Annotated in this window: 16 protein-coding genes and 1 pseudogene; 8 read left to right on the top strand and 9 right to left on the bottom strand. The window is 71.0% G+C overall.

The genetic code is table 11. The annotated features are described in order from the left end of the window. Window positions 1–35 precede the first annotated feature (35 nt). A complete protein-coding gene (locus ACTMVF_RS24110; protein WP_441273182.1) occupies window positions 36–2507 on the top strand; it encodes a CBM35 domain-containing protein in 2472 nt (823 codons plus the stop codon). 81 nt (window positions 2508–2588) lie between these two features. Here the strand turns inward: ACTMVF_RS24110 and ACTMVF_RS24105 are convergent. After that, window positions 2589–2858: pseudogene (locus ACTMVF_RS24105) on the bottom strand (ABC transporter ATP-binding protein); the annotation flags it as partial. A 10-nt stretch (window positions 2859–2868) separates the two neighbouring features. Further along, a complete protein-coding gene (locus ACTMVF_RS24100; protein ID WP_441273181.1) occupies window positions 2869–3729 on the bottom strand; it encodes an aldo/keto reductase in 861 nt (286 codons plus the stop codon). A 327-nt stretch (window positions 3730–4056) separates the two neighbouring features. Between ACTMVF_RS24100 and ACTMVF_RS24095 the strand changes: the two genes are divergently transcribed. After that, complete coding sequence (locus tag ACTMVF_RS24095) at window positions 4057–4944, top strand: Gfo/Idh/MocA family protein (RefSeq protein ID WP_441273180.1); 888 nt, start codon at window positions 4057–4059, stop codon at window positions 4942–4944. 169 nt (window positions 4945–5113) lie between these two features. Here the strand turns inward: ACTMVF_RS24095 and ACTMVF_RS24090 are convergent, their stop codons facing one another. Together ACTMVF_RS24090 and ACTMVF_RS24085 are read right to left on the bottom strand one after the other, a co-directional pair. After that, the gene (locus tag ACTMVF_RS24090) at window positions 5114–5440 is read right to left on the bottom strand and encodes a hypothetical protein (protein WP_441273179.1); all 327 of its coding nucleotides are present in this window, start codon (window positions 5438–5440) and stop codon (window positions 5114–5116) included. A 139-nt stretch (window positions 5441–5579) separates the two neighbouring features. Further along, window positions 5580–6476 (bottom strand): GNAT family N-acetyltransferase, encoded by an 897-nt coding sequence (locus ACTMVF_RS24085; RefSeq protein WP_441273178.1) that lies wholly within the window; start codon window positions 6474–6476, stop codon window positions 5580–5582. A gap of 455 nt (window positions 6477–6931) precedes the next feature. On the opposite strand from ACTMVF_RS24085, the gene ACTMVF_RS24080 reads away from it, so the two are divergent. Then, window positions 6932–8140, top strand: a complete 1209-nt coding sequence (locus tag ACTMVF_RS24080) for a beta-1,3-glucanase family protein (RefSeq protein WP_441273177.1) — start codon at window positions 6932–6934, stop codon at window positions 8138–8140. Window positions 8141–8350: 210 nt separating this feature from the next. Then, a complete protein-coding gene (locus tag ACTMVF_RS24075; protein WP_441273358.1) occupies window positions 8351–8557 on the top strand; it encodes a hypothetical protein in 207 nt (68 codons plus the stop codon). 94 nt (window positions 8558–8651) lie between these two features. On the opposite strand, the gene ACTMVF_RS24070 is transcribed toward ACTMVF_RS24075, so the two are convergent. Beyond that, window positions 8652–9788: a sulfite oxidase gene (locus tag ACTMVF_RS24070; protein ID WP_441273176.1), complete on the bottom strand. Its 1137-nt coding sequence runs from the start codon at window positions 9786–9788 to the stop codon at window positions 8652–8654. Window positions 9789–9984: 196 nt separating this feature from the next. Here ACTMVF_RS24070 and sthA point away from each other — a divergent pair, with 196 nt between their 5' ends. Beyond that, window positions 9985–11388: a Si-specific NAD(P)(+) transhydrogenase gene (gene sthA / locus ACTMVF_RS24065; protein WP_441273175.1), complete on the top strand. Its 1404-nt coding sequence runs from the start codon at window positions 9985–9987 to the stop codon at window positions 11386–11388. A 10-nt stretch (window positions 11389–11398) separates the two neighbouring features. On the opposite strand, the gene ACTMVF_RS24060 is transcribed toward sthA, so the two are convergent. Continuing rightward, window positions 11399–11902 (bottom strand): DUF5709 domain-containing protein, encoded by a 504-nt coding sequence (locus tag ACTMVF_RS24060; RefSeq protein WP_441273174.1) that lies wholly within the window; start codon window positions 11900–11902, stop codon window positions 11399–11401. Window positions 11903–12214: 312 nt separating this feature from the next. Here ACTMVF_RS24060 and ACTMVF_RS24055 point away from each other — a divergent pair, with 312 nt between their 5' ends. Then, window positions 12215–13687, top strand: a complete 1473-nt coding sequence (locus ACTMVF_RS24055) for an APC family permease (RefSeq protein WP_441273173.1) — start codon at window positions 12215–12217, stop codon at window positions 13685–13687. Window positions 13688–13698: 11 nt separating this feature from the next. Continuing rightward, window positions 13699–14670, top strand: a complete 972-nt coding sequence (locus tag ACTMVF_RS24050) for a hypothetical protein (protein ID WP_441273172.1) — start codon at window positions 13699–13701, stop codon at window positions 14668–14670. A 15-nt stretch (window positions 14671–14685) separates the two neighbouring features. On the opposite strand, the gene ACTMVF_RS24045 is transcribed toward ACTMVF_RS24050, so the two are convergent. The 3 genes from ACTMVF_RS24045 to ACTMVF_RS24035 all read right to left on the bottom strand — a co-directional run bounded on the left by ACTMVF_RS24045 (window position 14686) and on the right by ACTMVF_RS24035 (window position 18767). Continuing rightward, window positions 14686–15837, bottom strand: coding sequence for a HoxN/HupN/NixA family nickel/cobalt transporter (locus tag ACTMVF_RS24045; protein WP_441273171.1), 1152 nt, complete (start codon window positions 15835–15837; stop codon window positions 14686–14688). A 193-nt stretch (window positions 15838–16030) separates the two neighbouring features. Then, the gene (gene prcB / locus ACTMVF_RS24040; RefSeq protein WP_441273170.1) at window positions 16031–16885 is read right to left on the bottom strand and encodes a proteasome subunit beta; all 855 of its coding nucleotides are present in this window, start codon (window positions 16883–16885) and stop codon (window positions 16031–16033) included. 382 nt (window positions 16886–17267) lie between these two features. Beyond that, window positions 17268–18767 carry a hypothetical protein gene (locus ACTMVF_RS24035; RefSeq protein WP_441273169.1) on the bottom strand — a complete coding sequence of 500 codons (1500 nt, stop codon included), beginning with the start codon at window positions 18765–18767 and terminating at the stop codon, window positions 17268–17270. 265 nt (window positions 18768–19032) lie between these two features. Between ACTMVF_RS24035 and ACTMVF_RS24030 the strand changes: the two genes are divergently transcribed. Beyond that, window positions 19033–19713, top strand: a complete 681-nt coding sequence (locus tag ACTMVF_RS24030; RefSeq protein ID WP_441273168.1) for a nucleoside/nucleotide kinase family protein — start codon at window positions 19033–19035, stop codon at window positions 19711–19713. The last annotated feature ends 4 nt before the right edge of the window (window positions 19714–19717 follow it).

The raw sequence follows: 19717 nt of genomic DNA, 5'->3' as shown, positions 1-19717 counted from the left end.
CCGCCTTGATATCAGCCGCACTTGGAGCAGCCACCATGGCAGCCACTCTCCCCGCCGCGGGCCCCGCGGCCGCTGCCGACCCGCAGCGCCTCACCGTCGACCTGTCCGCCTCCGAGGGGCCGGTGATGCTCGGCGCCAACGGCGCGCTGTACGGGCTGAGCGACGACGGGGTGCCCAGCGACGCCGCGCTGGAACCCCTGAAGATCACCAGCATCTCGCAGAAGCCGGAGGGCGGCGCCCAGCACCCCAACGGCGACGCGCTCACCGTCTCGAAGTCGTTCTTCCGCAACGGCGGCGGCGAGATCAACGTGATGATGCAGGACATCTACGCCAAGTGGCCGTACGAGGATCTCGGCATCGACGACTACCTCCCCAAGGTCGACAAGATCGCCAAGGAGGTGTCGGCGGACCCGAACAGCGAGCGGTTCGTCTACATCCCGTTCAACGAGCCCGACCAGATCTGGTACAAGCTCGGCGTCGCCGACCAGGCCCAGTACGAGGCCAACCGGGACCGGTTCTTCAAGGACTGGAAGACGGTGTACCAGCGCATCCGCGCGATCGACCCGGACGCGAGGATCGCGGGCCCGAACGAAGCCGCCTACCACACCCGCCTGTTGAAGGACTTCCTCGACTTCGCCAAGCGGGAGAACGTCCTGCCGCAGGTGATGACCTGGCACGAGCTGGGCTCCGGCTCGCTGCGTGACTTCCAGGCGCACTACGACGACTATCGCAAGCTGGAGCGCGAGGCGGGCATCGCCCCGCTGAAGATCAACATCGACGAGTACGCCAACCGCCGCGACCTTTCCGTCCCGGGCCAACTCGTCCAGTGGGTCTCGATGTTCGAGCGGAACAAGGTGTACGCGAACCAGGCCTACTGGGATGCCGCCGGCAACATGGACGGCAACGTGGTGCGCTCGAACATCCCCAACGGCGGCTGGTGGTTCTTCCGCTGGTACGCCGGGATGACCGGTGACACGGTCAAGGTGACCCCGCCGCAGCCCCACACGATCGACACCCTTCAGGGCCTGGCTTCGCTGGACCCCTCCCGCCGCCAGGCGCAGGTCCTGCTGGGCGGCTCCGCCGGCGACTCCGACGTCGTGGTGCGGGGCGTCGACCGGTCCCTCTTCGGGGGTACGGTCACCGCGACCGTCGCCGAGGCCGCCTGGTCCGGCTACGAGGGGCAGCACGCGACGCCGCAGGTCCTCGCCCGTACGAAGGTGAAGGTGGCGGACGACGGCTCGGTGACCGTCCCGCTGCGCGGCATGCACAAGATGTCCGCCTACCGGATCGTCCTCACCCCCGGCGGCACGGGCACCCCCTCCCCCGCCACCGTCCCCTGGTCGGCGTCGTACGAGGCCGAGACCGCCGCCATCACCGACGGCAAGGTCTACACCCAGGGCACGGTCCAGAACGCCAACGGCTACGCCGCCTCCGGCACGAAGGACGTCGGCTCCCTCAACCAGGCCACCAGCAAGGTCGACTTCACCGTCACGGTGCCGCGCGAAGGGTCCTACGACCTGGCGATCCTGTACGGCAACCAGTCCGGCACCCCCGCCACGCAGAAGCTGTCCGTCGACGGAGGGGCCCCGGTCACGGTGACCTACCCCTCCACGGAGAACTGGACCTACCGCGCCAAGAAGGACGTCACTCTGCGGCTGTCCGCAGGCACCCATGTCCTCACGCTCGCGAAGGGCGACGCCGAGGTCACCCTCGACCGCGTCGACCTGACCGCTCGCACGGGCGCGGCGTCCGCGTCGTACGAGGCCACGCTGGCGGACATCAGCGGGAAGCCGTCGTACGACTACGCGTCGTCGGCCGGGGTGGGCACCGGCTCCCTCGTCCTGCGCTCCGGGGACAAGGCGGTGTTCGACGTCTACGCCCCGCGCGACGGCTACTACACGGTGGTGCCGCGGGCCTCCGCGCCGGTGCGGCTCGCGCTGCACGGCGAGACGGTGACGGTGGCGCCCGGGCGCGCCCTGCGGCTCTACCTGGTGGCGGGCAACAACCGCGTCGCGGTGACGGCGGGGCACGCCTCGGTCCGCTCCCTCGACGTCTCGGGCGACGGATCGACGTCCGGCACGCTCTCCTACGGGGCCGCCTCGGCCACCCTCGCGGGCGGGGCCGAACTCGTCGACTCGGCGTACGCCTCCACCGGTTCCTACATCGGCAAGCTCGGCAACAGCCCCTCCAGCACCGCCGAGTTCACGGTGCGGGCGCCCAGCGCGGGCCGCTATGTGCTGGTCGTCCACTACGCGCACAACGACCGGCGCGACAACGGTCACGCCTACAACACGGACATCATGTCCCGTACGGCGGACATCACCGTGGGGAACGCGGCGCCGGTGAAGGTGACCTTCAAGAACACCTGGAGCTCGGACGACTACTGGACGCTGGGCGTCCCCGTCGACCTGAAGAAGGGCGCCAACAACGTGACGTTCGGCAACGCCACGGCGTGGGCACCGAACATCGACCGCATCGAGGTGGGCCGAGTCGTCGACCGGCCGTAGTCCGGCCGCTCCAACCGGCCCACCCGCTGCACCCGGCCTCGTACCGAGTCGGTACGAGGCCGGGTGCGAGGTGGACGCGCGTCAGGCGACCTGACCGCTGTGCAGTGCGGTGTACGCCCCGTTGCGGTGCAGGAGTTCCTCGTGGGTGCCGATCTCCCGGATTCGGCCGTCGCCCATCACCACGATCCGGTCGGCACCGCGCACGGTGGACGGCCGGTGTGCCACCACGAAGGTGGTGCGGCCGTGCAGGAGGCGGGCGAGGGCCTGCTGGACGAGGGTCTCCGAGTGGGTGTCCAGGGCCGAGGTCGCCTCGTCGAGGACGAGCACCCTCGGGTCCCGGATCAGGGCCCTCCCGGAAGGTTCAGACGGCGGCGTCCAGCTCCGCGATCTCCTCGGCGCCGAGCACCAGGTCGGTCGCGGCGAGCGAGTCCAGGATCGTCTCCGGCCGGCTCGCGCCCGGGATCGGCACGACGACCGGCGACTTGGCGAGCATCCAGGCCAGGCACACGCGCTGCGGGCTCACCCCGTGCGTCTCGGCGACCCGGGCGAACGGGGCGTAGGCGGAGCCCAGTTCGCGCGCCCGGGAGATGCCGCCGAGGGGGCTCCAGGGCAGGAAGGCGATGCCGAGTTCGTCGCACAGGCGCAGCTCCGGCTCGCTGGAGCGGAACGCCGGGGAGAACTGGTTCTGCACGGAGACCAGCCTGCCGCCCAGGATGTCGTTCGCCTGCCTGATCTGGTCCGGGTTCGCGTTGGAGATGCCGGCCATGCGAATCTTGCCCTCGTCGAGCAGCTCCCGTACGGCGCCGACGGACTCGGCGTACGGCACCCTCGGGTCGGGGCGGTGGAACTGGTAGAGCCCGATGGCCTCCACGCCGAGCCGGCGCAGGGAGGCCTCGCAGGCGTCCTTGAGGTGCCGGGGGCTGCCGTCCTGGGTCCAACTGCCGTCGCCGGGGCGCAGATGGCCGCCCTTCGTGGCGACCAGGACGTCCTTGCCCAGGTCGTGGGAGGAGAGGGCCTTGGCGATCAGGGTCTCGTTGTGACCGACCTCGTCGGCGTCTCGGTGGTAGGCGTCCGCGGTGTCGATCAGGGTCACGCCGGCGTCGAGCGCGGCATGGATCGTGGCGAGCGAACGGGCCTCGTCCGGGCGCCCCTCGATGGACATGGGCATCGCGCCCAGTCCGATCGCGCTGACCTCGACGTCACCGATGCGGCGGGTGTGCATGGGGTCGTGACCTCTTTCGGCTGTCGCGCGGGAAACGTTGTCGTCCGGCGAGTGGGCCGCGGATCACGGCCGTTGCGGACCGACTCCAGCGTGGCTGTCAGGACGCGAGAGGTCCAATAGAAGAAAGAGAACGCATTCAGCGACGGCGCCACTGAATCCGTGGTGCCGAGTTCGGCCGCCCGTCCGCCCATCCGCTTGCGCGGCCTCCCGGTTGGTGTGGCACGCTCACCCTCGACCGACCGGCTGATCGGGTATCGGCCTGCCTACCGTCCCGGCGTCGGTCGCGGAGGTTTCGGCACAGTGATCGGCACAGTGAGAGGCGGCGGCATGCGCATCGGACTGCTCGGCACCGGCCCGTGGGCCCAGATGGCCTACGCTCCCGCCCTGGACCGGCACCGTGAACTGGACTTCGTCGGAGTGTGGGGCCGACGTACAGCCGCCGCAAAGGAGTTGGCCGACACCTACGGCGTGCGTGCCTACGACGACGTGGACGAGCTGTTCGCCGACGTGGACGCCGTGGCCGTCGCCCTGCCGCCGACCGTGCAGGCCGACCTGGCGGTGCGGGCCGCGCGGGCGGGCTGTCATCTGCTGCTGGACAAGCCGCTCGCGCTGACGGTTCAGGAGGGGCGGGCGGTCGTCGAGGCCGTCGAGGAGGCCGGTGTGGCCTCGGTCGTGTTCTTCACCGTCCGTTTCCAGTCGGAGACCGAGGCGTGGATCACCGAACAGGCGGCCGTCGAGGGCTGGTTCACGGGGCGGGCGCAGTGGCTCGGCGCCGTGTTCAGCGATGACGGCAGCCCGTTCGCGCAATCGCCGTGGCGGCGGGAGAAGGGTGCGCTGTGGGACGTGGGCCCCCACGCCCTGTCCGTGCTGCTGCCGATCCTGGGTGACGCCCGGCGCGTGACGGCGGCCGCACACGGGCCCGGCGACACCGTCCATCTGGTCCTCGATCACGTCAGCGGCGCGTCGAGCACGCTCACCCTGAGCCTCACGGCGCCGCCCGCGGCAGAAGGGGCAGCGGTGGAGCTGCGGGGCACGGCCGGAGTGACGCTGCTCCCGGAGAGCGCCGACAGCGCGGTGTCCGCTCTGATCCGAGCCGGGGACGCCCTGCTGGCCGCCTCCCGAACCGGGCGCGCTCATGCGTGCGACGCGGCGTTCGGTCTGCAGGTCACCGAGATTCTGGCGGCGGCCGAAGCGCTGTTGAACGGCGGTGCGTGACGGCGTGGTGGGACAGGTCCGGTAGGTGGTAGCCGCCCGATACCTCGATGTCCCGGGCGCTGACCCAGCGGCTGCTCCCGGAGAGCACTGTGGCAATGATCGCGCCGCTGTCGTCGGGTTCGCCACCCCGGCTGAGCGCGGTCCTCGCGGCCTGGGCCGGGACCTGGCCCTACTCTTCGAACGGCTCGTCGCTCCACCGGAACCAGGCTCTGTCACCCTCGATGTGCAGCAGGAACTCGGCGACCGGGCCGTCCGGCGAGGACAGTGAGACGCGTCTTCGGATCTCGTCGTAGGCCGCCTCCCACGCCTCCCGGACCTCGTCGTAGTCCCGCTCCAGCAGGGCCAGTTCACGGGCGAACAGGTCGCGTACCGCGTCGTACCCCGGACCGGGCGTGAAGCGCCCCGACAGCCACGGGAAGTCGGCCTCGTCGATCAGGATCTCCCCGACCGGCTCGTCGCTGCTTCGGACCTGCCAGACCTCGCCGTCGAACCCCATGCCGCCTCCGTGGCCCGCTGTCGATCACACCGCCGACCAGCATGCCACCCGGCACTGACAGGCGGCCCGGACCCGAAGTCGGACCGGGCCGCCCCTCAGCGACTGCTCCTCAGCGACTGCTCCTCGGCTCTACGCCTCGCTACGCCGACTGCGCCGCATGGAAGTTGATGCGCTCGCTCACGACGGGGAAGCCCGCCTTGGCGAAGTTCGCGGCCATGGGGAAGTTGCCCTGGTCCGTCGCGCCGCTGACGAACTCCGCGCCCCGCTCGACAAGGAAGTGGGTGCACTCCGCGAGGAGGTCGTAGGCGTAGCCGTGGCCGCGGTGTTCCGGGACGACTCCGATGAAGCCGATGGTCGGGCCGGAGGGGTTGTGCGCCGGGATGTGGATGCCGGCGAGGTCGCCGTCCGGGGTGTGCGCGAGCTGCCACCACTGGCGTGGGGACGGGCACCAGTGGAAGAAGTCGAGCTCCTCCTGGGCGGCCCGGTCCAGGCCGCCCTCCTCGATGGCCCGCAGCGCGTGGGCGTCGAGGGTGACGGAGTGGATGCGGCGCAGCGCGTCGAAGAAGACCGCGTCGTCGGGTTCGGCGCTGAAGCGCAGGCGCCCGGGCCGCTCGGGCAGGCCGTGCTCCGGGGTCCAGCGGTACAGGAAGCGTTCCACCAGGAGTTCGTAGCCGGCCGCGCGTGCGGCGGTGAAGCGGGCCTCGGCGGCGGCTTTCAGGTCGGGCTCGTCCCGCCAGCCGCCGGGCAGGTTGATCTCGAGTTCGACCTGCCAGGGGGCGGAGCGCAGGAGTTCGGCGCCGGCCTCCTCCTCGCCCTCGGCCACGTCGAACCAGTTGATGTTGACGGGCTCCGAGTCGTCGGGGCCGCCCCACCAGGCGCCGCGCGCGACGACCGCGCCGTCGCGCAGGGCGACTCGCTTCCACTCGGGGCGGAACCGGGTGCGTCGGTGGCCCTCACGGGCATTCAGCGGGTCGGGATGGGCGTCGAAGAGATGGGCGTCGCTCGCGGAGAGCGCGCGGATGACCGGATCGGTCACGGATTCCTCCGGGATAAAGGCTGCTTGGAGCGCTCCCGGTCAGATCTGACGCAACACGCCGGGGCAACGGGAAAGGGAGCGCTGGAAAGGTGTGAACCGCACGGCACTCGCCTCCTTCCGTCCGTCTCAGGGCGTGGAGCCACACGGTACGTGATCTTCATGGGTGCCGTCCACAGGTTTTCGCCGAGCATGGGAGAGCGCTCTCAGCGACCTAGTGCGACTTAAGTGGGCCTTAGGAGAGAATTAAGCCGTCGTGGTCATTCCGTGCTCTTTCAAGTCCCCCCAGCTGAGCGGAGTTTGGGCACGATGCAGACCCATTGGCCGATGCGGGGGTCGTGCGTAGCATCGGGGCCCATAGGCAGCGGTGACGCTTGGTTTGAGAGCGCTCTCACGCCGACTGTACGTCCCGCCGCCGCAGCCCCAGTACCCCCACAAGTACTCCGGGAGACCCCCACATGACTTCCCGCCATCAACGCCCTCTCGGTCGCCGCAGGCTCCTCCTCGCCCTCGGCGGCACGGCGGTGGCCGTCCCCGCCGTCGCCGCCGTGGCCCCGTACGCCCTCGCGGGTACGCCCGCGGACGGCGTCGCGCCCGCCGCGGCGGGCCCACTGCCGCTGACGATCGTCAATGACAGCGGCTCCTTCGGGAACGCCAACGTCCACGTCTACATCGTCGGCAACCAGGACGGCAGGCAGGTGCGGGTCACGCCCGACGGCACCCTCGCGCCGATCGCGCTGTCGGACAACGGCCCCGACGGCTTCACCGACTACGCCATCGGCCTGGCCGGCAGCGGCGAGACCCGGCTGTCCCTCCCCCACATGTCCGGACGGATCTATGTGTCGCTCGGCCAGAAGCTCAAGTTCAAGGCCGTCACCGACGGCAACGGAAACGCCGCGCTGCAGTACCCGGCGGGCTGGGTGACGTCGGACCCCAACTACCCGGTGCTGCACGATTGCGCCGAGTTCACGTACAACACCGCCGGCATGTTCTGCAACACCACCATGGTCGACATGTTCAGTGTGCCGCTGAGCATTCGGCTGACCGGCGCCAAGGACCAGACGGCGGGCAGGCTGCGGGCCGGCGGGCGGGCGGCCGCGTTCGCCGCGGTGCGCCAGGTCGAGGAGTTCGCACGGCTCGTCGTGGACGACACACGCGTCATCGCCCCGGGGCACGGCCTGGACGCCGGTCTGTTCGCCAAGGACTACCTCGCCCCGTACATCGACGAGGTGTGGAGCACGTACACCGGGCGGGATCTGACCGTCACCACCAACGCGGGGACGTTCACAGGACGGGTGCGCGGTGATCGGTTCACCTTCGACGGACCGGCCCAGGTGTCCTTCGCCAAGCCGTCGACCCGGGACGTGCTGTTCTGCGACGGCAACCTCGCCGCCCCCAACGACGGCACGACCGGCCCCGTCGCCGCCGTACTCGGTGCCGGATTCAACCGCTCGACGCTGCTCAGCCACCCGGCCCAGCCGACGACCGACGCCGCCGCCTTCTACCGGACCGGCCTGACCAACCACTACGCCAAGGCGATGCACACGGCCACCGAGGACGGCAAGGCGTACGGCTTCGCCTTCGACGACGTGGCCGATTTCGCCTCGTACATCCAGGACACCGCGCCGACGGGGATCAGGCTGACGCTCACGCCCTTCGAGGGCTGACGCGGCCGGCGAGGACGCCCGGTCATCGGGCGCGGTCGGTTTCAGCGCGGGAGCGGAGAGGTACCCCGGGTGTCCAGGGGCCGACCGGTGCGCAGCGGGTCCCTCACGGCGTCTCCGGATGCAGGGTCCGCTCCGGCGTTGAATGGTGATAGCAGACCCGATGACCGCACCGGGCCCGAAGTAGTGATCCGGATCCGAGGAGCAGAGATGATGCCGACGTCCCAGCCCGAAGCCTCCGGGCCGTCCGGGGAGCGCACCACCCCGGACGACCTGCTTCACGCCCGCACCGGTACCGATGTGTCCGCCGAGGACATCGTGCTTGCCTCAGGCAAGGACATCACCCCGCGCAACCTGGAATGGGCCAAGCGCAAGCTGGAGGCAGAGGGTCCCGCCGCTCTCGACAAGCTGCTGCCCTAGCCGAGACGGCCACGAGCCGCACGACCGCCCCCGGGTGCGGGCCGGCACCCGGGGCGGCGTGTGCGCCTGCCGTGCCGCACCGCCCCGGCCAGGCTCACCCGCCCTCGCCCTCGTCCTGCTGCGGACAGACCACCGGCACCCGCTGCACGAGGTTGTTGGCGAAGCCCCCGCGGTTCCAGGGCGGGACCAGTGGCTGGCTGTGGCCCCCGGCGTCGGTGGCCCGTGCGCTCAGCACGTGTACGCCCGGGGTCGCCGTCCAGCTGTGCCGCCAGCGGCGCCACGCCCACCGGTGACCGTTGTCCGGCTCCAGCTCGGCCTCCTGCCAACTGCGCCCTGCGTCCGTGCTGACCTCGACGCACGTCACCGGCCCGCGCCCCGACCAGGCCCGCCCCTCCAGGATCTCCGGGCCGGGCCGGACCACGCGGGAACGGGACATGAAGTCGGGAAAGCCCGGCGGGACGAGCAGGGCGCGAGGAGCGATGCGGGTAACGGGTTCGCCCTCCTCCTCGGGGCGCCGGCGCAGCCGGTAGGCCACGGCCTGCTGGAACCCCGTGAAGGGCACGTCGGTGACGGTCACCTCGCGCAGCCACTTCACGTGTGCCATGCCGTACCAGCCGGGCACGACCAGTCGTAGCGGGCGGCCGTGCTGCGGGGGCAGCGGGGCACCGTTCATGGCGTACGCGACCAGCACCTCCGGATCGCTGCCCGTGGCGACGTCCACGGGCAGGGCGCGCTGGTAGTCCTGCTCGACGCCGCGCTCGACTCCGTGGTCGGCGCCCGTGAAGACCACGTCGACCGCGTCGGCCCCGACTCCGGTCTCGGCGAGCAGCAGGCGCAGCGGTACGCCCGTCCACTCGGCGGTGCCGACCGCCTCGACCAGCCAGGGCTGGCTCACCGGCCGGGGCGTGAGCAGGGCCCGGCCATTGCCCGCGCACTCCAGGGTGACCCGGGTGGTGACCTGCGGGAACGTCCGGAGGTCGGCGAGGTTCAGACGCAGCGGGTGGCGGACGCGGCCGCCGAAAGTCAGCTGCCAGGGGGCATCGTCGGGGACGTACGGGATGTCGTAGTGGGTCAGGACGTAGTGCAGGCCCGGCGGGGTGAGGTCGTAGCGCAGGGCTTCGAGCGGCAGGCCGTGGTTGCGGGTCGCGAGCGCGAGTTCGTCCCGGCCGATGCCCTCGTCGGGGGCGGCCAGCCTGGCCGGTGCGCTCACGTCGGCGAGTCGATGCCCCATACCGGCATTATCGACCCATACGTGTATGTCGTGCCGGACCGCCGTGACCGACCCCGGCAGCCCCGGCGGGGGCCTGGGCGCTCCGGCATCAACAGATGGGCGGCACAACTCCCCTTGCTCCCCTGTCACTTCACCCCGGCAATGGTTTCGGGCTCACCCTTCCGAAAGGGGTCTCGCGACTGTCAGACTCCTGAGGGTGCCCGACTTCGACATGCTCGTCATCGGATCCGGACCGGGTGGCCAGAAGGCCGCCATCGCCGCGGCCAAGCTGGGCCGCCGGGTCGCCGTCGTCGACCGCCCCGACATGGTCGGCGGCGTCTCCATCCACACCGGGACCATCCCCTCCAAGACCCTGCGCGAGGCGGTGCTGTACCTGACCGGCCTCACCCAGCGCGATCTGTACGGCCAGAGCTACCGGCTCAAGGAGGACATCACCGTCGCCGACCTGACCGCCCGCACCCAGCACGTGGTCGGCCGTGAGGTGGACGTCATCCGCAGCCAGCTCTCCCGCAACCACGTCTCCCTGTTCGCCGGCACGGGGCGGTTCGTCGACCCGCACACCGTCGCCCTGCGCGAGGTCACCGGGCACGAGCGGCTGCTGACCGCCGAGCGCATCGTCATCGCCACCGGCACCCGGCCCGCGCGGCCGAGCAGTGTGGAGTTCGACGGGCGGACGATCATGGACTCGGACAACGTCCTGGCGCTGGAGCGGGTGCCGCGTTCCATGGTCATCGTCGGTGCCGGTGTCATCGGCATGGAGTACGCCTCGATGTTCGCCGCGCTCGGCAGCAAGATCACCGTGGTGGAGAAGCGCGCGGGCATGCTCGACATGTGCGACGTCGAGGTGATCGAGTCGCTCAAGTACCACCTGCGGGATCTCGCCGTGACCTTCCGCTTCGGGGAGACCGTCGCCGCGGTGGAGCGGCATGCACGTGGGACGCTGACCGTCCTGGAGAGCGGCAAGAAGATCCCCGCCGACGCGGTGATGTACTCGGCGGGGCGGCAAGGGCTCACAGACGAGCTGGACCTGGACAAGGCCGGGCTCACCGCGGACGCGCGCGGCCGGATCACGGTCGACGAGCACTACCGCACCGAGGTGCCGCACATCTATGCCGTCGGCGACGTCATCGGCTTCCCGGCGCTGGCCGCGACCTCGATGGAGCAGGGGCGGGCGGCGGCGTACCACGCCTTCGGGGAGCCGGTCGGCCGGATGCACAACCTCCAGCCGATCGGCATCTACACCATCCCCGAGATCAGCTTCGTGGGGCGGACCGAGGACCGGCTCACCGAGGACCGGGTGCCGTTCGAGGTCGGTATCTCCCGCTACCGGGAGCTGGCCCGCGGGCAGATCATCGGCGACTCGCACGGCATGCTGAAGCTGCTGGTCTCCCCCGAGGACCGCACGCTCCTCGGTGTGCACTGCTTCGGTACGGGGGCGACGGAGCTCATCCACATCGGGCAGTCGGTGATGGGGTGCGGCGGGACGGTCGACTATCTGGTCGACGCCGTGTTCAACTACCCGACGCTCGCGGAGTCGTACAAGGTCGCCGCCCTGGACGCCACGAACAGGCTGCGCCAGATCGACCGGATCGGGGAGTGAGCTCCTCGCTTCAGCTCTCCTGGCCGCCCTCCGGCAGGCGGGCGTCGTCCTCGACCACGTGCATCGCGGCCTCCTCCGCGCCGGCCGCTCCGCCGTCGACGCCCTGGTCGAAGGCGATCTCCTCCTTCGTGATGTCGGGGCCGGTGCCCTCGTCCGGGGCGAGCAGACGGCCCGCTCGGGCGGCGCCCGCCTCGGGGTCGACGGGTTCGCCCTCGCCGCCCGGCAGGTCGCCCACACCGTCGCCGGCGGGCTCGGCCACCTCGGGGACCTCCTGGGTGAGCCGCTCGTCGAGGGTCTCGCCCTCGTGCTGCTCGGCGGCCGTGGTGCCGTGCTTGGTGACCCCGAGCGGCTTCTCCGGCGGGGAGTAGCCCTCGTCGAGGGTGTCGTCGTAGGTCCGCTCGTCGACGGCGTCCTGCAGGTCGAGCGGCGCCGCGTCCTGCTGTTCCTCATTGCCGCCGGTGGGCTGGTAGGCGTCGTCCGCCATCGGCTCGGAGGGCGTGTGTCCGGTGCCCATGCTCGCCTCCCTCACTCGCGTGCGTCGGCTGGTCGTGCTCTGTGCGTGTCCTGAACCGCGTTTCCCGTTGCGCGCTCTCCAACCCCGGAAGATCCAGGCGACCTTGAAGGCTCAATGAGGGGGGCTATCATCACTCGCACACACGGCGTGACCGTACGGCGACGCACCGACGTGCCGTATCCGCCACCCCTTTGTGCCGCCCCTGCCCCGAGGTCATCCCTCAACGGTTCGTGGCGTTGTACCACCCCACCCCCCATACGCCGTCGGGGCCGGTTCGCCCCCGCGTCGTGCACAACGGAAAGCAGCGCATCCATGAGCAACAACAGGGGCAGAGGGCTGCAGGCCAATGTCCTCGGTACGTTCGACACGGTGGTGATGGCGGTCGCGGGCAGCGCCCCGGCGTACTCGATCGCTGCGACCACGGCGGTCCTCGTGGGCACGGTGGGCCTGGCCAGTCCGGCCGCGCTGCTGTACTGCGCGATACCCATGCTGGGCATCGCGCTGGCCTTCAGCTATCTCAGCCGGATCGATGTGAACGCGGGCGCCAGTTACTCCTGGGTCGGGCGTACGCTGCACCCGTTCCTGGGCTTCATCAGCGGCTGGGCGCTGGTGATCTCGGCGACCATCTTCATGGTGGCGGGTTCCCTGCCGGCCGGGTCGATGACGCTGGCCCTCTTCGACGGGGAACTCGCGGAGAACACCGCGCTGTCGACGCTGGTCGGCGCCGGCTGGTTCCTGATCATGCTGTTCGTGGTGCTGGGCGGCGCCCGCCTCACCGTCCGGGCGCAGCTGGTGATGTCCGGTGTCGAACTCGCCATCCTGGCCCTGTTCGCCGTACTCGCCCTCTTCCACTCGGGAAGCGCCCGGGCCTTCGACTGGTCCTGGCTCGGCTTCGGGCACTTCGACGGGGTGAGCGGATTCGCCTCGGGGGCGCTGATCGCCGCGTTCTACTACTGGGGCTGGGACGTCACCAGCAACCTCAGTGAGGAGACCCGCAACAGCCGCCGTACGACGGGCCTCGCCGGGCTCATCGGGGTCGGCATCGTGTTCCTGCTGTTCGAGGTGTTCACCATCGCGGTGAACGTCATCGTCTCCTCGAAGCAGATCCAGGACAACGACGCCAACGTGCTGGCCGTGCTCGGGGAGGAGGTGTGGCCGGGCTGGGGCGGCAAGTTGCTGATCGTGGCGGTGATGCTGTCCACCATCGCCACCCTGGAGACCACGCTGATCCAGGTCACGCGCTCACTGTTCGCGATGGGCCGCGACCGTACGATGCCGTCCGCGCTGGGCCGGGTGCACCGCCGGTGGAACACGCCGTGGGTGGCGATCGCGGTGGTCGGCGTCGTGGCGCTGGCCATGTTCATCGCCGCCAACTCCCTTGGCACGGTGGGCGACATTCTCTCCGACGCGATCTCGGCGATCGGTCTGCAGATCGCCGTCTACTACGGGCTGACGGGCCTCGCGGTGGTCGTCGCCTACCGCAAGATGCTGCTGAAGTCGGTGGGCAACCTCGTGCTCGGCGGTCTGTGGCCGCTGTTCGGGGCCCTGTTCATGTTCTGGGTCTTCGTCGAGTCGCTGGGTGAGCTGAGCCGGTCCGCGATCGCGATCGGCCTCGGCGGTCTCGCGGCCGGGCTGGTCCCGATGCTCTGGTACTGGCGGCAGGGCAGCGACTACTACCGGCCGGCCAAGCTGGACGCCGCGCGGACCGTCGAGGCGGACTACGTCCCGGCCGGCGCCGGCGGCACGAACTCCCTTGTCCACGAGGGTCTTCCCACCGACTTCTGAGGGGACCCACCATGCCGAGAGGCACCTCGAAACGCGACCTCACTCCCGACTTCGACCCCGACTGCGGGGACGCGCCCCTCACCCGCGCCCGCCAGGACATCGTCATCGGCCGCTGGCAGGGACTGCGGGAGCTGTTGCGGGTCACCGGCCCCGACTGGCTGGTGCGCGGGCACCGGGTCCGGCTGCTCGCCCAGGCCTGTGCGGGCAGTTCGACGGTGGAGTCATGGCTGGCCGCCGAGCCGCACAGCGCCGACGCGCTGGTGCTGCGGGCGGCGACGGAGACGGCCCGGGCGTTCCATCTGGCCATCACCGCGGGCCGGGGCGTACCGATCGACCGGCAGCGCATCGACACCGCGGTGCTGTCCTGCCTCAGGGCCGCCGACGCCTACCCGGACGATCCGACGCCGTGGATCTCGCTGATCTCCGTCGCCCGGCTGTATCCGTCGGGCGTACGGCGGCAGGAACTGGGGCTCTGGTGGGACGAGTTGCACCAGCGCGACCCGTACAGCGTGGAGGGCCACCTCCAGGTTCTGCACTACTACTCCTCGCGCTGGCACGGCACCCACGGCCAGATGTACGACTTCGCCCGCGACGCGGCCGGCGTCGCACCGCCCGGCTGCGCGCTACCGGTGCTCGTGCAGTACGCCCGGGTCGAGGAGTTCCGCTACGCCCTGGACGCAGCCAAGGGACAGCATGCCTCCGTGGGGCTCGGCCAGCACTGGAGTCACGACGGCGCCGTCAGTGACGTACGCCGCACCTGGGAGCGCTGGATCAAGGGCCGCACCGACGACAGCGTGCCCCCCGGCGAGCTGCGCGACCTCAACTACCTGACGCACGCAGCGTGTTACGCGGGCGCCCACGACATCGCCGCGCCCCTGTTCCGGATGCTGGGCCGCCGCGCCACGCGGGCTCCGTGGGTGTATCTCGGCGATCCGGAGAAGCAGTTCGTGCGGTGGCGGGGGGAGATGGCGCTGCGCGGGTGACGGTTCGTCCTTGTCTCAGGGCGATTCGGCGCGCGGACCGGCTGTCCATTTCTCCTCGATCCGGCCGATCCGCCACACCAGGAGGGCGACGATCCAGGTCACGGCGAACAGGCCGACGACGACGAAGCCGGCCGTGTTGAGGTCGAGGCCGGTGATCCAGGTCCAGAACGGGCCGTGCAGGGCGATGCGGTCGGCGAGGAGGGCGAGGAGTTCGACCGTGCCGATGAGCAGGGCGACCGCGACGGACAGGCCGGTGACGGTGAGGTTGTAGTAGACCTTGCGGACCGGCTGGGAGAACGCCCAGCCGTAGGCGAAGTTCATGAACGTGCCGTCGATCGTGTCCAGGAGCGACATGCCGGCGGCGAAGAGGACGGGCAGGCAGAGGATCGCGTACCAGGGCAGACCGGAGGCGGCGCCCGAGCCGGCCAGGACCAGCAGGGCGACCTCGGTCGCGGTGTCGAAGCCGAGACCGAAGAGCAGGCCGAGCGGGTACATGTGCCAGGGCTTGGTGACCGATCTGGTGACCCGGCCGAGGAGCCGGTTCATGAAGCCGCGCTTGTTCAGCTGCTCTTCCAGGGCCACCTCGTCGTAGCGGCCCGAGCGCATCCGGCGGAACACCTTCCAGATACCGGCGAGGGCGACCAGGTTGATCGCCGCGATGAGATAGAGGAAGGCCCCGGAGACCGTCGTACCGATCAGGCCGGTGATGTCGTGGAGGCGGGAGCCGTCGTCGCGGACCGGGCCGGCCAGGGACCTCACGCCGAAGGAGAGCAGGAGCACCAGGGCCAGGACGACGCTGGAGTGGCCGAGCGAGAACCAAAAGCCGACCGACAGTGGCCGCTGCCCCTCCCCCATCAGCTTGCGGGTGGTGTTGTCGATCGCCGCGATGTGGTCGGCGTCGAAGGCGTGCCGCATGCCGAGCGTGTACGCGGTGACGCCGATACCGATGCCGAAGGACTGCTCGCCGATGCTGTAGTGCTCGGGCGCCACGACGGCGACGAGGGTGAACCAGCCGATGACATGCAGGGCCAGCACGAACGCGGCCATTGCCCCGACCCTGCTCCACTCCTGCCGCGTCATGGAGGTACGGACGCGGTGCCAGGCCGCCGTGCGCTGTGCGGGGGCCGTGGCCGGGAGGGTCGGAGTGGAGTCAGGGGCAGCCGTCATCGGGGAGGGAGTGACTTTCTTGTGGAGGGCGACTGCGTTGTACAGCCTGCAGCCATCCTCCAGTACTTGCAAACCATGTGCAGTAAAGGCCCTGGCAGTTCTTGGCCATGGAAGCCAAAGCGCTTGACCATGGGGAGGGAAAGCGGTGCGGGAAGCGGGAGAGGGAGAACCCGGAGAGTGGCCTGACGGCCCGTCAGGGGGTGGCGTTCGGGCCGTTGGGACGGCTGCGGCGCTGCTCCACGATCTCGCGGCTCAGCTCCTCGGTCTCGGACTCGGGCAGCCGCTCGAAGCCGTCCTCCGTGATCACCGAGACGATGGGGAATATCCGGCGGTTGATGTCCGGTCCGCCGGTCGCGGAGTCGTCGTCCGCCGCGTCGTACAGCGCGTGCAGCGCGGCCAGGGCCGCTTCGCGCCGGGACATCCCCGGACGGTACAGCTTCTTCAGAGCGCCGCGGGCGTACGGCGATCCGGAGCCCTCGGCGTGGAAGTCGTACTTCTCGTACGGTCCGCCGGTCACCTCGAAGTCGAAGATGCGTCCTCGCGCACCCTTGGGGGCCCCGAAGTCGTAGCCGACGAGGAGCGGGACGACGGCGAGGCCCTGCATGGCCTGACCGAGGTTCTGGCGGATCATGGCCGCGAGCCGGGTCGCCTTCGCCTTGAGGGTCATCGGGATGCCCTCGATCTTCTCGAAGTGCTTCAGCTCGACCTGATACAGCTTCACCATGTCCAGTGCGAGTCCGACGGTACCGGCGAAGGCGACCGCGGTGTGGTCGTCCGCGGGATGGACCTTCTCCAGGTCGCGCTGGGCAATGAGGTTGCCCATGGTGGCCCTGCGGTCGCCGGCGATCAGTACGCCGTCGCGATAGGTGAGGGCCAGCACCGTGGTGCCGTGCGGGAAGCGGTCGGCCGCGGCGCGGACACCGTCGGGTAAGGGGCGGCGCATGGGCAGCAGGGCCGGGCGGTGGGCGGCCAGGAACTCGGTGAAGGACGAGGTCCCCGGAGTGAAGAACTCCTCCCCCAACCGCCCTTCGTGCTCACTGCTCGCCATCACGCTCCCCCTCCTCCACCCGGACCGCCGACCGGCCGACAACCGGACTCCTACCTGAACCGACCGCCCGGGAAACGCCTTTGGCGCGCACAGCGTCGAGGGAGCCGAGGCGGCTGGGTGTGTGCAGCAGGCCGGCCGCGATGCCGACGGCGCCACCCCAGCCGCTGGGAGGGCGCTGCCCGGGTGACGGCGATCAGCGCGACGCAGGGCGGCGTCACGTGGGTGACCGTGGTGGCCGTCGGCGGCCGGAGCTGGTCGGCGCCGGTCTCCGGCCCGGGATGTGGCGAGTCGGCCGGGCGAGCGGCCGTCAGGGCGGCGAGGGAGAGGGCGGTGTGCCGGTGGGCAGGTCCGCGCCGGGGCGTGGCGAGGGCCTGCTCCGGCGTTACGCCGGCCCGCCCGGGCCCGGGGCGATGCGGACCTCCAGGCCGTCGAGGCGGTGGAGCTGCCAGTCGCGGGCATACCGGGGCGGCTTGCCGCCGGGGGTGGTGAGGGCGCCGACCGGGACGCTGCGGGCGGTTCGCAGGATGTCGGCCTCGGTGGTGTTGGCGTTGTGGCCGTGGGTCGCTCCGGAGGAGCAGCCCGCGTAGTAGCCGACGGGAATGGCCTCCTGCCCGGTGAGCAGACAGGGCGGGCGCACGCCGAGGCGATGGAGTTCGGCGGCGGAGCGGGCCCAGGCCTCGCGGTCGGCGGTCGTGCGGTTCACGGTGCGGTGCAGGACGGCGTACTGCACGGCCAGATGGCCGGCCAGCCCGAGCGCGATCACCGCGGCGACGGCCGGACGCCACCGGCCGGACGGCGTGATGACGAGGTCGAGCAGGGCGTCCGCGACGGGGATGGCGAGGAGTGCGTAGGCGGGCAGGAGGAAGCGGGGTGCCGCGTATCCGATGAGGAACAGGTAGGGGAAGGCGGCCGTCGCGGCGCAGAGCAGCGGGACCAGGGTGCGGGTGGTGCGTACGCCGCGGATCGCGACCGCCAGACCGTACGCGGCCAGCAGGGGGAGCACGAACCACCAGACGTAGACGACCGGGTGGGGCATTTCGCCGTTGCAGGGCCGGCACAGGGCACTTCCGACGAGGCTGCGCAGCTGGTCGTCGACGGCGAAGTTCCAGCCGAGGTCGCCCTGGATGCGGGAGGCCTCGTTCAGCCGCTCGCGCAGGCCGCCGTAGCCGAGGTACGCCTCGATCACCCACTGGACGCCGCCGGCCGCCAGGCCCCCCACGAGGGCGGCCCCGAGTCGCCAGTGCTGTGCCACCAGCGCGAGGACGAGCAGCGGCAGCGTGACCCACACGGCGTCGGTGGGCCGCATCCACGCCATCAGCGTGGCACCGGCCACCACGCCCCACAGGGCCCGCCGGTCGAGGTGGCGCAGGCGGTCCGCGCGGGTGCGCAGGAAGCAGCCGACGCAGAGCAGGGCGCCGAACGCGACCCAGAGGTTGGGCATGGCCTGCGGGCCGTAGAAGAGGGTCACCCACAGGGTGGCGAAGAAGGCGCCCGCGCCGGCCAGGACGCGGGCCGGGAACAGTCCGCGCCAGGCGCGCAGGGCGAGGTAGAGGCCGAGTCCGGACAGGACGGCGAGAAAGATGCGCAGCAGCGTCGTGGACGACGACCAGGAGGCGATGGGCCACACCAGCAGCGAGACGCCACGCGCGCGTGGCGCGCTGAAGAAGGCGGCCGGCGCCTCGGTGCCGACCTGGCTGACGTACACCACCTCGTCCCAGCCGAGGCCCATCGAGGGCCGTACGAGGAGCAGTTGGGCGAGGCTGAAGAGGCCGGCCACGGCGGCGAGCAGGCCGTCACCGCCCGACCGCCACGACCTGTCGGCCACGAGCGCGTCGTCGCGCCACCCCGTACTCATGAGCATGGGCTTCGTGCCGTGGGCCATCGTCCGCCCCTCCCCCTACGCGTCGTAGGGTTTCTGAAAACCCCACAGCCGGGCGAGTTGGGCAGCGGGGAGCCGAAGAAACACCAAAAACACGAACAAACTAACCCGTAGGGAACAGGCGTGCAGTGCGATCTTCGGCCATGTGCCTGACGCGATCCCGCCATCCGCCGCCCGCCCAACGGGCGTCTGCGCGGAGCGACTCCCTCGCCAGGAATCTTTGTGTCCGGCCGGAAGTCACCGCCGACCGGGTGACACACTCTGCGGTGTGGCCCTGACCTTCGAGGATCTCCTCGCCCGCGCCCGGTCCCTCCCCCGCGACGGCCGCCGTGCCGTCCTCGGCATCGCGGGCAGCCCCGGTGCGGGCAAGACGACGCTCGCCGAGCGCCTGGTGCGGGAGCTGAACGGTGCCGGGGAGCCCTGGGTCGCGCATGTGCCGATGGACGGCTTCCACCTCGCCGACGTCGAGCTGGACCGGCTCGGGCGCCGGGACCGCAAGGGTGCGCCCGACACGTTCGACGCGGCGGGGTACGCGGCCCTGCTGCGCCGCCTGCACGAGGAGGCCGGCGGCGCCACCGTGTACGCCCCCGGCTTCGAGCGGGTCCTGGAGCAGCCGATCGCGGGGGCCGTTCCCGTGGAGCCCACGGCCCGGCTGGTGGTGACCGAGGGCAACTATCTGCTGCTGGAGACGGGGGCGTGGGCGCGGGTGCGGCCGCAGCTGGACGAGGTGTGGTTCTGCGAGCTCGACGAACCGGAGCGGATCCGGCGGCTCGTCGCCCGGCACGAGGAGTTCGGCAAGCCGCACGAGCAGGCGGTGGCGTGGGTGCTGGGCTCGGACCAGCACAACGCGGAGCTGGTCGCCGCGACCCGGGACAGGGCGGACCTGATCGTGCCGGGCACGGCGTTCTCCCTCCCCGGGGAGCCGTCGGCCGCCCGCGCAAGGTCCTGAGCGT

Source organism: Streptomyces sp. SD31, from assembly GCF_052068475.1.
GTDB lineage: Bacteria > Actinomycetota > Actinomycetes > Streptomycetales > Streptomycetaceae > Streptomyces.
This window is presented reverse-complemented; position numbering and strand designations above follow the sequence as displayed.

Bases quoted from the DNA above. Each gene is read 5' to 3' on its own strand.
- ACTMVF_RS24110 (WP_441273182.1), top strand. From the start codon at position 36: ATGGCAGCCACTCTCCCCGCCGCGGGCCCCGCGGCCGCTGCCGACCCG.
- ACTMVF_RS24100 (WP_441273181.1), bottom strand. From the start codon at position 3,729: ATGCACACCCGCCGCATCGGTGACGTCGAGGTCAGCGCGATCGGACTG.
- ACTMVF_RS24095 (WP_441273180.1), top strand. From the start codon at position 4,057: ATGCGCATCGGACTGCTCGGCACCGGCCCGTGGGCCCAGATGGCCTAC.
- ACTMVF_RS24090 (WP_441273179.1), bottom strand. From the start codon at position 5,440: ATGGGGTTCGACGGCGAGGTCTGGCAGGTCCGAAGCAGCGACGAGCCG.
- ACTMVF_RS24080 (WP_441273177.1), top strand. From the start codon at position 6,932: ATGACTTCCCGCCATCAACGCCCTCTCGGTCGCCGCAGGCTCCTCCTC.
- ACTMVF_RS24075 (WP_441273358.1), top strand. From the start codon at position 8,351: ATGCCGACGTCCCAGCCCGAAGCCTCCGGGCCGTCCGGGGAGCGCACC.
- ACTMVF_RS24070 (WP_441273176.1), bottom strand. From the start codon at position 9,788: ATGGGGCATCGACTCGCCGACGTGAGCGCACCGGCCAGGCTGGCCGCC.
- ACTMVF_RS24060 (WP_441273174.1), bottom strand. From the start codon at position 11,902: ATGGGCACCGGACACACGCCCTCCGAGCCGATGGCGGACGACGCCTAC.
- ACTMVF_RS24055 (WP_441273173.1), top strand. From the start codon at position 12,215: ATGAGCAACAACAGGGGCAGAGGGCTGCAGGCCAATGTCCTCGGTACG.
- ACTMVF_RS24050 (WP_441273172.1), top strand. From the start codon at position 13,699: ATGCCGAGAGGCACCTCGAAACGCGACCTCACTCCCGACTTCGACCCC.
- ACTMVF_RS24045 (WP_441273171.1), bottom strand. From the start codon at position 15,837: ATGACGGCTGCCCCTGACTCCACTCCGACCCTCCCGGCCACGGCCCCC.
- prcB (WP_441273170.1), bottom strand. From the start codon at position 16,885: ATGGCGAGCAGTGAGCACGAAGGGCGGTTGGGGGAGGAGTTCTTCACT.
- ACTMVF_RS24035 (WP_441273169.1), bottom strand. From the start codon at position 18,767: ATGGCCCACGGCACGAAGCCCATGCTCATGAGTACGGGGTGGCGCGAC.